The following is a 14,639-nucleotide window of genomic DNA, read 5'->3' on the forward strand; positions in this document are numbered from 1 at the left end:
CAGGCTGGATATGCTGTACGAAAACAGTGTTCGATCACAAAACATAACAGGCAGGGATTTTCATGGCGCGCCCAAGACAGCATTCACCGGAAGAGCTGCATGCCAGCGTCATGGCGGCATGCGACAGCTGGCTCAAGGAACATCCCATACACGCCCTGTCTCTGCGTTCCATTGCTCGTGATGTCGGCTGTGCGCCCAGCACGCTGCTCAAGCTCTATGGCAGCTTCAACAATCTGCTTCAGTACGTCAACCTTGAAACGCTGGACAGCCTCAGGGGGCATATCGACACCTTTCAGACCGGTACGCCCGACGAGCGTCTGAGCGCTCTGGCGAAAGCCTACTGGAAGTTCGGCCACACCTATCCCTATCGCTGGCAGCTGCTGTTTGATCATCCGCTGGCCGAGGAGGGCGAGCTTGATACCCGGCAGGGACGCATGATCGAGGCGCTGTTTCTGCGCGTCGAGGCCACGCTCAAGGAAATTCAGCCGCAGATGACTGATCTGGAAGCCAGCCGACTGGCGCGCACCCTGTGGGGCAGCGTGCATGGTCTGGTCCAGCTGGGGCTCAACGAGCGCCTGGGCTATGGCCAGGGGCAGGCCCTTGAGGTCACCGAGTTGCTGGATCAGCTTTTGCATACCATTCTGGCGGGGCTGCGTGCCAGGGGGGCCGGCCATTGAGAAATGTCCTGAAGCTGATGCGCAGCCGCTCCTTTGCGCCCTTTTTCTGGACCCAGGCGCTGGGCGCCTTCAACGATAACGTTTTCAAAAACGTTCTGCTGCTGCTGGTGACCTTCGTGGCCGTGCCTCAGCTGGGCTGGGATGCGGGACTGATCAACAACCTGGCGGCGGCGCTGTTCATCCTGCCCTATCTCCTGTTTTCTGCCTGGGGCGGGCAGCTTGCCGACTATCGGGACAAGCGTCAGCTCATCATTGCGCTCAAATGGCTGGAACTGGCCACCATGAGCTGCGCGGCGCTGGCTATCTGGCTAAACGCCTACGCCCTGCTGCTGGGGCTCTTGTTCATGATGGGGACCCAGTCGGCGCTGTTCGGTCCGGTCAAATACGCCATTCTGCCTCAGCACGTGCAGCGTACCGAACTGGTTCAGGCCAATGCCTGGGTGGAGATGGGCACCTTTCTGGCGATCCTGCTCGGAACGCTCGGCGCCGGCATTCTCATGGCGCTGGGGGGCAGCCAGGCTCACCTGCTGATCGGCGCCACGCTGATCATCGTCTCGCTGGGTGGGCTGGGCGCGTCACTGCTGGTGCCTTCTGCGCCTGCCAGTCTTCAGGGGAAGCTGAAATGGCAGCCCCTTCGTGGTTCCTGGCAGGTGCTCTCAAGCGCCTGGCGCTCGCCTCGAATCTTTCGTGCCCTGATCGGCATCAGCGTATTCTGGTTTCTGGGGGCCTGCTATCTGACCCAGCTGCCGCTGTGGACGCGCAACGTGGTGCACGGCCAGGCGGGGGCAGTGACGATGCTGCTGGCAGCCTTTGCCGTTGGCGTGGGGCTGGGGTCGCTGATCTGTGCTCGTCTATCGGCCGGTCGGCTGGAGGTGGGGCTGGTGCCCATTGGCGCCTTCGTGCTGGCACTGGCAGGGTTTGATTTTGCCACCCATCCGGCGCTGGGGGCGGGGATCAACACCATGACCGAGCTTGTGGCCATGCCGCGCTTCTGGTGGATGCTGCTGGATCTGATCCTGATCGGCGCCGGTGGCGGTCTCTATATCATTCCGCTGTATACGCTGGTGCAGATTTTAAGCAGCGACGGAGACCGGGCGCGCATGATCGCTGCCAACAACATTCTCAACGCGCTGTTCATGGTGCTGTCAGCAGTTTTCGGGGCCGTGCTGATCGGTGTCATGGAGATTACCCTGCACACGTTTTTTGCCTCACTGTCGGTGATTTCGCTGATCACGGCGCTGGTCTGTGCGGTGCTGCAGGCCCGTCCGATGATGCGCATCAGTATCTTCGTGCTGGTGCATATGTGGTATCGACTACGGATTCGCGGTATCGAAAACATTCCCGATGAGGGGGCCGCGATCGTGGTCTGTAACCACGTCAGCTTTATGGATGCCCTGGTCATGGGGGGGGCGAGCCCGCGGCCGCTGCGGTTTTTGATGGACAAGCCGATCTACGAGTCGCCCTGGCTCAACTGGTTTTTCCGCATGGCCGGTGCCATCCCGGTCGCTTCCGAGCGCCGTGATCCCAAGGGGATGCGCCGGGCGCTGGATATGGTCAGCAAGGCACTGCAGAACGGGGAGGTGGTCATGCTGTTCCCCGAGGGGCGGCTGACCCGGGATGGCCGGATGAACGAGTTTCGTCGCGGCATCGATCTGATCCTCAAGCGGGATCCGGTGCCGGTCGTCCCGGCCGCGCTCTCCGGGCTCTGGGGGTCGTGGTCATCACGCTATAACGGTGTACCCTTCAAGGGCATACCCGGACGCTTTCGGGCAAAGGTGTGTCTGAGCTTTGGCGCGCCGGTCGATTCGGAAACCGTCACCCGTGACTCGCTGCAGGCAAGTGTTGCGGCGCTCAAGACCAGCATCGACCCTCATGCCAGTAACAAGCCTGTCAAAACGCCGGTCGCCCTGACCGACACCCGGGACGCGGAACAGGAAGCAGCGCGTTAGACGCGTTCGGAGAAGCCGTTAGTTCGATACTGGGGTGGGCAGTTCCACGGTCACGGCCAGCCCGCCCAGGTCGCTTTCACCGAGATGAATCTCGCCACCGTGGTGGTGGACAATCTGCTCCACGATGCCCAGCCCGAGACCGTGGCCGCTGACCTGCTCGTCAAGGCGCGTGCCACGCCCCATGACCCGTGCCCGCTGATCGGGGGGAATGCCGGGGCCATCATCCTCGATGAGCATCACGAATCGGCCCCTGTCGCAGGACATGGTCAGTCGGGCGATGCCGTGGGCCCATTTGCCGGCGTTGTCCAGCAGGTTACCCAGAATTTCCAGTAGCTCGTCACGGTCCCAGGGCAGAGGTGTCAGCAGCGTATTGTTGTTGATGAAGGTGACGTTGGTGTGGATTTCGCGCAGCGTGTCCAGCAGCGGCTGAATGTCGCTGTCGGGCTGAAAGCGGGCCGCTGCGGAGACCTCGCCGGTATCCAGCCTGGCGCGCTGAAGCTCTTTTTCTACCAGGCGATGAATGTCGTCGAGTCTGGCATGAAGGGACTGGCGCAGATCGGGGAACTGCTCGAGCTCACGACGTGCCAGCTGCGTCTCCATTACGGACAGGGGCGTCTTGAGGGCATGGCCCAGATTGGCAATGCCGTCGCGCGAGCGGTTGAGTACGCGCTCGATACGCTCCAGCTGGTGGTTGAGCTCATCAACGAAGGGCGCTATCTCGTCCGGTACCCGGGTTTCCAGCGCCATGCGCTTGCCTTCATGCAGCTGGGCCAGCTCGCGCTGCAGCTTCTCCAGCGGCATGAGTCCAAGGCGAATGACGCGGCGCTGGATGAAGACCAGCAGGATGGCCATGACGCCGCCCAGCCCCCAGATGCAAAGACGCAGCCAGTCCAGCCGTCGGGTTACGGTGCTGTAGTCCAGCGCCGTGGTAATGGTGAAGTGATGCTGACCGCGATGATACTGCCCGGTCCAGGCCAGCAGTGACTGGTTTTCGGGACCCTCACGGATCTGGGCGGTATCCCCCTGCACCGGCTTGAGCCGGTGATCCCACAGCGAGCGCGAGCGCAGGTGAATGGTGTCATCGATATCAATGACAAAATACTGGCCCGAATAGACCTGGTTGAAGGAGGCCCGAAGGCGCAGTGGATCGATTCGGACCTGATTGTCCCGATCCACCGGCAGGGTGGCCAGACTCTCGGCGTCCTCGCGCAGGCGTTCGGTCAGATAGTCCCTGAGAACGTAGTCAAACAGTACCACGCTGCCATGGGCGAGCAGCAGCATGACGACCAGTACCGAGGCCAGCAGGCCCAGATCGAGGCGACGCGTCAGTGACATCAGGCGGCGGCGCTGTCACCGCCGAAACGATAGCCCTGACCGCGCTGGGTGATAATCACGCCACGACCCAGTTTCTGACGAAGGTGATTGATATGCACCTCGACCACGTTGGGATTGCGGTCGTGTTCGCTGTCATAAAGATGATCGAGCAGGCGGTCCTTGGCGATGACATGGTCGGGATGCAGCATCAGATAGCGCAGGATCGCAAATTCAGCGCGTGTCAGGTTGACCGGCGTGTCATCGGAGGTGCGCCAGGCGCTCTGGCCGTTTTCGTCCAGTACGACACCGGCGACCGAAATGGTCGGCGAAGGTCGCTGGCCGTGACGGCGGCGTACCAGCGCCTGAAGGCGCAGGATCAGTTCATCGGGATGGAAGGGTTTGGGCAGATAGTCATCGGCTCCGGCACGCAGGCCGGTGATGCGCTCACTCCAGCTGGAGCGGGCCGTCAGAATCAGAATGGGGGTGTCCAGTCCGTCGGCGCGCCACTGTTCCAGCAGCGTCAGTCCCGGGCGTCCGGGCAGACCCAGATCAAGGATAATGATGTCAAAGGGCTCGCTGGTGGCCATGACGGCCGCGTCACGGCCGTCCGTGCACCAGTCAACGGCGTAGCCGTGCTGGGTAAACAAGGCCGTCAGTTCGTCCGCAAGCGGGACGTTGTCTTCAATCAGTAGCAGCCGCATGGTTACCCCTCTCTTCTTCTATATCCAGGTGCCTGCCGGTAACGGCATCGAACCGAAGCGCCCTTATCTGTCCATCATGATCGAGCATGTCGATTTCGTAAACATAACGTTGGTTGACACAGTCGAGCTTGGCCTCGAGCAGCTTGCCGCTGCGATGTTTTCGGGCTTCTTCCAGAATGGCCGGAAAGGGCTCGATATGTCCGTTTTCGGTCATCTGCAGCACCTCGTCCTGGGATACGTCGCGGCCTTCTTTGGGGCAGGCGCTGACAATCCCCATCAAAAATGGCAGCAGCATCAGGCAGCAGAAAAGGGACAGACGCAGCCGAAGGCTATCCATGAACATCATGTTGACCTGTTGCACGCAGGGCGGGCGGAAAAGTGGGCGATATCATCATGCGTCCTCGAGACGAGCATCATGGATATCGCGCAACTTAACAAAACAGGCTTAATTCAATCTCAAAAGGCGCACTGTATCAGGCCTGTATCGGCTTAATGACGCGCCTCGGAAGTCCGTGTGACGCGTCGCTGGGTCTGCCAGCATCGTGTCGAAGTGATCAGGTTTTCCTTTATTTCAAGAATCTCGAGACGGATGGGGCCGATCTCCAGGCTGGCGGGAGCATCGGGGAAGGATTCCAGATACTCCAGAATCAGGCCGTTGAGCGTCTTCGGGCCGCTGGTGGGCAGCTGCCAGCCCAGCACCTTGTTGATTTCACGGATATTGGCGGTGCCGTCAATAATGTAGCTGCCGTCTTCCTGCTGATGAATTTCCTGATGCGTATCGGCGATGTCGGTGGTGAACTCGCCCACGATCTCTTCGAGAATATCCTCGAGCGTGACCAGTCCCTGTACGTCGCCGTACTCGTCGACCACGATACCGATACGTCGCTTTTGCTGCTGAAAATTGAGCAGTTGCGTATGCAGCGGCGTGGATTCAGGCACGAAGTAGGGTTCGCGCGCTTCCTGTACGATGGAGGCCTTGCTGACGCTGGGCTGGGACATGACGCGTGCGGCGTTACGCAGATGCAAAATGCCGATGATGTTGTTGATGTCGCCCTTGTAGACCGGCACCCGCGTGTGCTGACTGGTACGAATTTCCGACAGCAGCGTTTCCAGATCATCCTCGAGATCAAGGCCCACGACCTCGTGGCGGGGCACCATGATGTCGTTGACCGTGACGTTTTCCAGATCAAGGATCGACAGCAGCATGGTCTGGTGGCGACGCGGGATCATGGTGCCGGCTTCATGCACGACCGTACGCAGTTCGTCGCGGGTCAGATGCGCGGCGCCGCCGTCCATTTCACGAATGCCGGCCAGGCGCAGCAGGCTGTTGGAAATACCGTTGACCAGCCAGACCAGCGGATACAGAACGCGCAGCAGCGGGTCGAGAATCAGTGAGGCGGGAAAGGCAATCTTGTCCGGGCGCAGGGCAGCCATGGTCTTGGGGGTGACCTCTGCAAAGATCAGCACCACCAGTGTCAGAATGGCCGTCGAGATGGCCGGCCCTGACACTTCGCCGAAAAAGTGAATGGCAATGATGGTACCGATCGAGGCGGCCAGATTGTTGACGAAGTTGTTGCCGATCAGAATGACGCCGATCAGCCGGTCCGGACGCGAGAGCATGCGCAGCACTCGTTTGGCGGACTTGTGCCCCGTATTGGCCTGATGCTTCAACCGGTAGCGGTTGATGGACATCATGCCGGTTTCCGAGCTCGAGAAAAAAGCAGACAGGATAATGAGCAGCACGAGCAGGGCAAACATCAGCCCCAGGGGAGTGTCTTCGCTCAAGGTCGGAGGGTCCTCGGAATCAGTTATCGGTCGTTTTTAGGAACTTGTGCCATGGGTGTCAAGGCGGCATTGGCCGAACGCCACCGCCCTGATGCACTGCTCAGCCATGCAGCAGCTGCACGATCAGCCTGGTGCCAAAGTAGGCCAGCAGCAATACGATCACGGCCCCCAGTGTCCAGCGAATGGCCCAGAGCCCGCGCCAGCCACGCTGGTATCGACCCCAGAGAAGAATGGAAAACAGTACCCATGCCAGCAGGGACAGTACGGTCTTGTGCGCCAGATGCTGGGCAAAGAGATCGTTGATGAACAAAAAGCCGCTGATGATCGAGGCGGTCAGAAAAACCATGCCACAGATGATCAGCTCAAACATCAGCCGCTCCATGGTGGTCAGCGGCGGCAGGACCTGAATAATGCCGCGCAGATGGTTGTGCTTGAGCGCGTGGGTCTGGACGGCCAGCAACACGGCCTGCCCGGCGGCAATGATCAAAAAGGCATAGGCCAGCACCGAGGTGGCAATGTGTGTGAGCATGCCGGGGGTAAAACCATATTCGATGCTGGACTGCGGAAAGCCGACGGCGCCCACCACGCTCAGGGCGGCCAGCGGATAAAGCCCCACTGATGCCGGCATCAGCGGTTTTTTGATGCTGGCCAGCAACAGCAGGGCGGCAATCAGGAAAAAGACCAGCGACACCGTTTCGGAAATGCCCAGGTGCAGGCCTTCGTGAGCGCTCAGCGTGGTGTAGACCACAACGCCGTGGCCGATCACGGCCAGCGCGCTGGCCGCACTGACCAGCCCCTGTCGCGGCGGCAGGCGTCGCGTCAGCGAAAGCATCTGACGACAGGCGGCTGTGCAGTAAAACACGACTGCCACAAGGGCAGAGAAAAGCGTGAGCATCGTTATATGACAATCCGTATGGAAATCGCGAATCAGGCGTGCGAGTCGTGATGCATGGTACCCGTGATACATGGTGCAGGGTGGCACTACTATACCGGGAGCCATGCCTGATCGAAACCGGGCACCACAGGCGCATGGCGGGTGTTTCCCGTCTTCATTTGACATGAATCCGCCCGACGCTGATGCATGCCGGCGCTTTGAACCGTTATAATGCGCGCAACATTTTCCGGTCTCGGCATGGGCGCCCCTCACGTTTCTGCCGCCGCCGCTGCACCATCGGAGAAGCTCATGTTTGATAGTCTGACAGATCGTCTCTCCCATACGCTCAGATCCGTGACCGGGCAGGCACGGCTGACCGAGGAGAACATCAAGGATACCCTGCGCGAGGTTCGTCGCGCGCTGCTGGAAGCCGACGTATCGCTGTCGGTCGTCAAGGATTTCGTCGAGCGCGTGCGTGCGCGCGCCGTCGGACAGGAGGTGTCCAAAAGCCTGTCGCCCGGTCAGCAGTTCGTCAAGATCGTCCAGCAGGAGCTGGAAACCACCATGGGCGAGGGCAACGTGCCCCTCGAGCTCAGGCAGACACCATCCGTCATTTTGATGGCCGGTCTGCAGGGCGCGGGCAAGACCACCTCGGTTGCCAAGCTGGCCCGTTTCCTGCGCGAGCGTGAGAAGAAAAAGGTGCTGGTGGTCTCCGCCGACGTCTATCGTCCGGCGGCGATCGATCAGCTCGAGACGCTGGCACAGGAGGTCGGCGTCGAGTTCTTCCCCTCGAGCAGCGATCAGCAGCCGACCGCGATTGCCGAGGCGGCCATTCGTCACGCCCGTATCCAGTTCTTTGATGTCGTACTGGTCGATACGGCCGGCCGTCTGCACATCGACGAGACCATGATGGGCGAGATTCGCGATCTGCATCGCGCCATTTCACCCCAGGAAACGCTGTTTGTCGTCGATGCCATGACGGGGCAGGACGCTGCCAACACAGCGCACGCCTTCCATGAGGCGCTGCCGCTCACCGGTGTGATCCTGACCAAGGCCGACGGTGACTCCCGCGGCGGTGCCGCGCTGTCGGTACGTCATATCACCGGCAAGCCGATCAAGTTCATGGGTATGGGAGAGAAAACCGATGCCCTCGAGCCCTTCTATCCTGATCGCGTGGCCTCGCGCATTCTGGGCATGGGCGATGTGCTCAGTCTGATCGAGGAGGCCGAGCGCAAGGTTGACCGCAGCAAGGCGGATCAGCTCTCCAAAAAGATCAAGAAGGGCGAAAGCTTCGATCTCGAGGACTTCCGCGACCAGCTTCAGCAGCTCAAGAACATGGGCGGCATGGGCAGCCTGATGGAGAAACTTCCGGGCATGGGCCAGATGGCCGAGATGGCTCAGGGTCAGGCCAGCGAGAAGGAGTTCGGCAAGCTCGAGTCGATGATCAACTCCATGACGCCGAAGGAGCGCCGCAAGCCCGATCTGATCAACGGTTCGCGCAAGCGTCGCATCTGTGCCGGCTCCGGAACGACCGTGCCGGATCTCAATCGTCTGCTCAAGCAGCACAAGCAGATGCAGAAGATGATGAAAAAGATGGGCAAGAAGGGCGGCATGCAGAAAATGATGCGCAGCATGAGTTCCATGATGGGCGGCGGTGGTGCGGGTGGCCCCGGCGGCGGCATGGGAGGCATGGGCGGTCCCGGCGGTATGGGAGGCTCGGGCGGTTTCCCGCGTCGCTGAGTCATGTTCGATTCTGCTTGCAGGGTAGATGCATTCATGCAGTTCCCAAGCCTTGAAATTTCCCGTAGAATACCGCGTCTTCGAGAAGCGGCGCGCCTGCGCATGGTGTTTTCCGGAACGATTTTTCGGGAAATACCGGTGATCAGGGCGATGTACGCAACATGTTATGGCCTTGTCGTGCTGCCGGTACGACGCTACTCCAACTGAAGGACTTTAAATGGTTACCATTCGTCTGGCACGTGGTGGCGCCAAGAAGCGTCCCTTTTATCACCTGCATGTGACCGATTCGCGCGTCAAGCGTGACGGCAGCTATCTGGAACAGGTGGGCTTTTTCAACCCGATCGCCCGTGGTCAGCAGGAACGTCTGCGCATCGACCTCGAGCGCATTGAGCACTGGCAGGCTCAGGGTGCTCAGCTCTCTGATCGCGTTGCCGAGCTGGTGCGTTTCGCGCGCAAGCAGCAAACCGCTTCCGCCTGATCGGTACTGGAATCGGTATGACGCAGTCGCCTGAGCAGTATGTCGTCATGGGCAAGCTGACCAGCCCCTATGGCGTAAAAGGGTGGCTTCGCGTGTATTCGTGGACCAGCCCGATGGAGGGCATCCTCGACTACGAGACATGGCTGGTCGAGCAAGACGGGCAGCGCACGCCCATGACCCTGCGCAACGGTCAGCGTCACGGCAAGGGCCTGATTGTCCGGCTTGATGGCGTGGATTCACGCGAGGCCGCAGAGCGTGTCGCCGGTGCTACCGTGCTTTTGAAAGCGGCGGAACTGCCAAGTCTTTCACAAGACGAGTACTACTGGTATCAGCTCGAGGGGCTTGCCGTTCAGACGAACAACGGTGTTGCACTGGGACGCGTCGAGTATCTCTTCGAGACCGGTGCCAATGACGTTCTGGTGGTTCGCGGTGAAGACCGTGAGCGCCTGATTCCGTTTCTGCCGGATGACGTGATTCAGAAGGTGGATCTGCAGGGCGGTGTCATGACCGTCGACTGGGATCCCGATTTTTGAGCGTGTCGTCCCCGTCTGACGAGTAATGGGTTGTGTGGATCGGAGTGGTATCGCTGTTTCCGGAGATGTTCGATGCGATTACCCGCTACGGGGTGACCGGTCGCGCCGTTGAGCGTGGTCTGATGCGCATCGACTGCTGGAATCCGCGTGACTACGCGCTGGATCGCTACCGCAGCGTGGATGATCGTCCCTACGGGGGCGGCCCCGGCATGCTGATGAAGGTCGACACCCTGCGTAGTGCCATTGCCGAGGCCCGGCGCCATGGCGAACAGCAGTCCGGGCAGGACGACGATGCGCCGGTACGCGTGATCTATCTTTCCCCCCAGGGGCGAAAGCTGGATCAGGAAGGCGTCAGACAGCTGGCTTCCAACAGCAGACTGGTACTGGTCGCCGGACGCTACGAGGGCATCGATGAGCGCGTCATCGATCTGGATATCGATGAAGAGTGGTCCATCGGTGACTACGTGCTCAGCGGCGGTGAACTGCCGGCAATGGTGCTGTGTGATGCCGTGGCGCGGCTGGTGCCCGGCGTGCTGGGTCACCAGGCGTCGGCCGAAGAGGACTCCTTCAGTGATGGCCTGCTGGATTGTCCGCACTACACGCGTCCGGAAGAGGTCGATGGACGACGTGTGCCGCAGGTATTGCTGGGCGGCCATCACGGCGAGATTCGCCGCTGGCGTCTCAAGCAGTCACTGGGGCGGACATGGCAGCGTCGTCCGGAGCTTCTGCAGGAGATGATACTCGATGCCGAGCAGCAAAAGCTGCTGGATGAGTTCATCAATGAACACGCATCGGTAGAGGCCGATGCGGCGGTGCGGGACCCTTGAGAGGGCCATGCCCTGCAAGGGGGTGCCGCGTCACCCACGAATCGACCCCGCGCATGTCGCCGGGATCAAGGACGCCGGTGTTGCAGACATTGCTGCCGGGTCCGGTCACATTGGAGAAATGTCATGAGCAGCAAGAACCTGATTATCCAGGCGCTTGAAAACGAGCAGCTGGACAGGGAAGTACCGAATTTCGGCCCCGGCGACACTGTCGTGGTACAGGTCAAGGTCGTGGAAGGCAGCCGTGAGCGTCTGCAGGCGTTCGAAGGCGTTGTCATCGGCAAGCGCAACCGTGGTCTGAACTCTGCGTTCACCGTGCGCAAGGTTTCCCACGGTGTTGGCGTCGAGCGTACCTTCCAGACCTACAGCCGTCAGGTTGACAGCATCGAAGTGCGTCGTCGCGGTGATGTTCGTCAGGCCAAGCTCTACTACCTGCGCGAGCGCAGCGGCAAGTCTGCACGCATCAAGGAAAAGCTTACCAAGAAGTCCTGAGCCTTTCCGGCACTGCCCGGCGTCATCGGGCAGTTTCCACAAGACCCCGCACCATGCATCATGGGCGGGGTCTTTGTCTGTCCGGGCAAGGGCGTTTTATCTGTTCGGGAAAGGGGGCGGCACCTGTGCCGAACGCCCGGGTCGTATGGAGCGTCGAGTTTTCATGAGAGACCGTCATGTCCAGCCAGTTGATTGAAGCCTTTCTTGATGCGCTCTGGCTCGAGCGCGGTGCCAGCATGCACACGCTTGATGCCTATCGATCCGATCTGATGCACTGGCAGCGCTACCTGTCCCGTCATGACATGGCGCTTCTGGCGCCGGACAGCCGGACCTATCACGGCCTCATCGAGGAGCGGCGCCGTGACGGTTATCAGGCGCGCTCCGATGCCCGGCTGACCTCCAGTCTGCGTCGCTTTTATCGCTGGGCGCTGGTGACCGGTCAGATCGACAGTGACCCGCTGGCCGATATCGTGGCGCCCCGGGCCCGACCGGAACTGCCCGGTACGCTTGAAGAAGAAGAGGTCGAGCGCCTGCTGGGCGCGCCGGATATCACGACGGCACTGGGGCTGCGCGACCGGGCCATGCTGGAAGTGCTCTACAGCTGCGGGCTGCGCGTTTCCGAACTGGTGGGGCTGCGGGTGGACAGCGTCAACCTGCGTCAGGGCGTTGTCCGGGTGCTGGGCAAGGGCGATGCCGAGCGGCTGGTACCCATGGGGGAGCCGGCTGTTGAATGGCTCGAGCGCTATCTGCACGAAGGGCGCGGCGAGCTGATGAGCGACATTACTCGAGCACCGCTCTTTCCGGGCCGCAGCGACGGTTTCATGATGCGACAGACCTTCTGGTATCGCATCAAGCATCACGCCACGCGAGCCGGTATCGACGCGCCGCTGTCGCCGCATACCCTGCGCCACGCCTTTGCCACCCATCTGCTCAACCACGGTGCCAATCTGCGTGTGCTGCAGGAACTTCTCGGCCATCGTGACCTCTCTACCACACAGATCTACACCCGAGTGGCCCAGGCACGTCTTGAAGCCATTCATGCCAAACATCATCCACGGGGCTGACTTACCCATGTCCATGTCGCATGCTTTTCCCTTTCGTTCGCTGTTGACCGGTGCCCTGCTGGCCGGTGCCGTGCTGTCTCAGGGGGTACAGGCCGATGATGCCGATATCCCGAAAAACCTTGGTGATCGTCTGGTCGTCAACGGTCAGAAAATGCCGGTGCGTTCAGTGGAGGACTCGCCCATCCCGGGCCTTTACGAAGTGCAGCTGGACAATGGTCAGACCCTCTACAGTGACAAGGACGGGCAGTATCTGCTGGTCGGCGATCTCTATCGCAACAGTGATGGACAGATGGTCAATCTGACCGAGCAGAAACAGCAGCAGCATCGCGTCGAGCTGCTCAAGCAGATTCCTGACAAGGATACGGTCGTGTTCCGTCCTGCCGGTGAGGTCAAGGCTGTGATCAACGTCTTTACCGATACCACCTGCCCCTACTGTCGCAAGTTTCATGAAGAAGTGCCCGAACTCAACAAGCGCGGGATCGAGGTGCGTTATCTGGCCTTCCCGCGGGCCGGCATGGAAGGCAAGGGCGCACGTGAGCTCAGTCAGGTCTGGTGCAGTGACAATCGCAGTGAAGCCATGACCGCCGCCAAGCAGGGCAAAAAGCTCAAGAGCAGGGCCGACTGTGACACGCCCATCGCCTCGCAGTTTGCGCTCGGCAAACAGATGGCCATCCAGGGCACGCCGGCACTGATCCTGCCGGACGGCCGCATGATCCCGGGCTATGTGCCGGTGGATCGGCTGGTGGGCATGCTGGGCCTGGAGAATTGATAAAAGGGCATTCATGGAAGTCCCGCAGAGCGTTACACTGCTTCTCCCCCGGCGCTTTGACTGCGCCGGGTATAACAGTCATGCAGCGTTGAGATCAGTAGACCAGGGGGCAAGACGGTGGAACCGGTAAAGGTAGGCATCTGTGGACTCGGGACCGTGGGCAGCGGCACGTTCAATGTACTCGTGCGTAACGCCCAGGACATTGAACGTCGTGCCGGCCGCGCCATTATGGTGACGCAGATCGGCGCACGGCGCGATGTTCCGCAGGTCGACCTGACCGGCATCAATGTCACCCGGGATGTCTTCGAGGTCGCGCGTAACCCCGATATCGATGTCGTGGTCGAGCTGATCGGCGGCTATGATGTGGCCCGCGAGCTGGTGCTGGAGGCCATTCGCCATGGCAAGCACGTGGTCACCGCCAACAAGGCCCTGATCGCCGTGCACGGCAACGAAATCTTCCGCGCGGCCGCCGAGCAGGGCGTCATTGTTGCCTTCGAAGCGGCCGTCGCCGGCGGTATTCCGGTCATCAAGTCGCTGCGCGAGGGTCTGGGCGCCAACCGTATCCAGTGGGTGGCCGGCATCATCAACGGTACCGGCAACTATATCCTGACCCACATGCGCGACGAGGGCCGCGCGTTCGAGGACGTGCTGGCCGAAGCTCAGGCACTCGGGTATGCCGAAGCCGATCCGACCTTTGATGTTGAAGGCATCGACGCCGCCCACAAGCTGACCATCCTGGCCTCGATCGCCTATGGCGTGCCGCTGCAGTTTGAGCGCGCCTATACCGAGGGCATCTCTCGCATCACCTTTGATGATGTCAAACAGGCCGATGCCCTCGGCTACATCATCAAGCATCTGGGCATTTCCAGGCGCACCGAGGATGGCGTCGAGCTGCGCGTCCATCCGGCGCTCATCCCGAAAGAGCGCCTGCTGGCCAACGTGCACGGGGTCAAGAATGCCATCGAGGTGATGGGCGACGCTGTGGGGCCGACGCTCTATTACGGCGCCGGCGCCGGCGCCGAGCCGACGGCCTCGGCGGTCGTGGCCGATCTACTGGACGTGGCACGCGACATGGCCACCCATCATGACTATCGCACGCCGTACCTGGCCTTCAGCGGCATCGTGGAAGGTGACGAGAGTCTGCCGATCCTGCCGATGGAGAACATCGTCACCGCCTACTATCTGCGCCTGCAGGCAGTGGACCGCCCCGGCGTTCTGGCGCGGGTGGCGACCATTCTGGCCGAGCAGGGCGTGAGCATCGAAGCCCTGATCCAGAAGGAAGCCACCGAAGGCGAGCTGGTGCCGATCATCATCACCACCCATCGCACCCGTGAAGCCGGTATGAACGAAGCAATTCGACAGCTCGAGGCACTGGCGGACATCGCCGGGCCGGTAACCCGCATCCGTATCGAACATCTCGACGAAACCGTCTGATCAGA

The 14,639-nt window shown here is 61.0% G+C and carries 15 protein-coding genes; 10 read left to right on the plus strand and 5 right to left on the minus strand.

What is annotated here, in order from left to right; genetic code table 11:
- Positions 1-62 precede the first annotated feature (62 nt).
- Both BM079_RS03940 and BM079_RS03945 read left to right on the plus strand, forming a co-directional pair.
- The gene (locus BM079_RS03940; protein WP_090131046.1) at positions 63-677 is read left to right on the plus strand and encodes a TetR/AcrR family transcriptional regulator; all 615 of its coding nucleotides are present in this window, start codon (positions 63-65) and stop codon (positions 675-677) included.
- A complete protein-coding gene (locus tag BM079_RS03945) occupies positions 674-2,626 on the plus strand; it encodes an MFS transporter (RefSeq protein ID WP_245742812.1) in 1,953 nt (650 codons plus the stop codon). Before BM079_RS03940 ends, BM079_RS03945 begins: the two co-directional genes overlap by 4 nt.
- Before the next feature lie 18 nt (positions 2,627-2,644).
- Here the strand turns inward: BM079_RS03945 and BM079_RS03950 are convergent, their stop codons facing one another.
- From BM079_RS03950 to BM079_RS03970, 5 genes are all read right to left on the minus strand, one after another.
- Positions 2,645-3,961, minus strand: a complete 1,317-nt coding sequence (locus BM079_RS03950; RefSeq protein WP_090131048.1) for a sensor histidine kinase — start codon at positions 3,959-3,961, stop codon at positions 2,645-2,647.
- Positions 3,961-4,641, minus strand: a complete 681-nt coding sequence (locus tag BM079_RS03955) for a response regulator transcription factor (protein ID WP_090131050.1) — start codon at positions 4,639-4,641, stop codon at positions 3,961-3,963. Before BM079_RS03955 ends, BM079_RS03950 begins: the two co-directional genes overlap by 1 nt.
- Entirely contained in the window at positions 4,622-4,987 is a 366-nt protein-coding gene (locus BM079_RS16565) for a PepSY domain-containing protein (RefSeq protein ID WP_139215252.1), read from the minus strand. Before BM079_RS16565 ends, BM079_RS03955 begins: the two co-directional genes overlap by 20 nt.
- A 143-nt stretch (positions 4,988-5,130) precedes the next feature.
- Positions 5,131-6,426, minus strand: a complete 1,296-nt coding sequence (locus BM079_RS03965) for an HlyC/CorC family transporter (protein WP_090131055.1) — start codon at positions 6,424-6,426, stop codon at positions 5,131-5,133.
- A gap of 100 nt (positions 6,427-6,526) precedes the next feature.
- Positions 6,527-7,288 carry a cytochrome C assembly family protein gene (locus BM079_RS03970; RefSeq protein WP_245742813.1) on the minus strand — a complete coding sequence of 254 codons (762 nt, stop codon included), beginning with the start codon at positions 7,286-7,288 and terminating at the stop codon, positions 6,527-6,529.
- Between the two features lie 321 nt (positions 7,289-7,609).
- On the opposite strand from BM079_RS03970, the gene ffh reads away from it, so the two are divergent.
- The 8 genes from ffh (at position 7,610) to BM079_RS04010 (ending at position 14,634) form a co-directional block, all read left to right on the plus strand.
- On the plus strand, positions 7,610-9,040 hold the full coding sequence (gene ffh / locus BM079_RS03975) for a signal recognition particle protein (protein WP_090131060.1): 1,431 nt from the start codon (positions 7,610-7,612) through the stop codon (positions 9,038-9,040).
- A 217-nt stretch (positions 9,041-9,257) separates the two neighbouring features.
- Positions 9,258-9,518, plus strand: coding sequence for a 30S ribosomal protein S16 (gene rpsP / locus BM079_RS03980; protein WP_090131062.1), 261 nt, complete (start codon positions 9,258-9,260; stop codon positions 9,516-9,518).
- 17 nt (positions 9,519-9,535) lie between these two features.
- Positions 9,536-10,051: a ribosome maturation factor RimM gene (gene rimM, locus BM079_RS03985; RefSeq protein ID WP_090131064.1), complete on the plus strand. Its 516-nt coding sequence runs from the start codon at positions 9,536-9,538 to the stop codon at positions 10,049-10,051.
- Positions 10,052-10,083: 32 nt separating this feature from the next.
- Entirely contained in the window at positions 10,084-10,878 is a 795-nt protein-coding gene (trmD, locus tag BM079_RS03990) for a tRNA (guanosine(37)-N1)-methyltransferase TrmD (protein ID WP_090131066.1), read from the plus strand.
- 123 nt (positions 10,879-11,001) lie between these two features.
- On the plus strand, positions 11,002-11,367 hold the full coding sequence (rplS, locus tag BM079_RS03995) for a 50S ribosomal protein L19 (RefSeq protein WP_090131068.1): 366 nt from the start codon (positions 11,002-11,004) through the stop codon (positions 11,365-11,367).
- A 176-nt stretch (positions 11,368-11,543) separates the two neighbouring features.
- Complete coding sequence (gene xerD / locus BM079_RS04000) at positions 11,544-12,431, plus strand: site-specific tyrosine recombinase XerD (protein ID WP_090131070.1); 888 nt, start codon at positions 11,544-11,546, stop codon at positions 12,429-12,431.
- Between the two features lie 7 nt (positions 12,432-12,438).
- The gene (locus tag BM079_RS04005; RefSeq protein ID WP_245742814.1) at positions 12,439-13,200 is read left to right on the plus strand and encodes a DsbC family protein; all 762 of its coding nucleotides are present in this window, start codon (positions 12,439-12,441) and stop codon (positions 13,198-13,200) included.
- Positions 13,201-13,317: 117 nt separating this feature from the next.
- Positions 13,318-14,634 (plus strand): homoserine dehydrogenase, encoded by a 1,317-nt coding sequence (locus BM079_RS04010; protein WP_090131076.1) that lies wholly within the window; start codon positions 13,318-13,320, stop codon positions 14,632-14,634.
- The last annotated feature ends 5 nt before the right edge of the window (positions 14,635-14,639 follow it).

The organism is Kushneria avicenniae, from assembly GCF_900112585.1.
GTDB classification, from domain to species: domain Bacteria; phylum Pseudomonadota; class Gammaproteobacteria; order Pseudomonadales; family Halomonadaceae; genus Kushneria; species Kushneria avicenniae.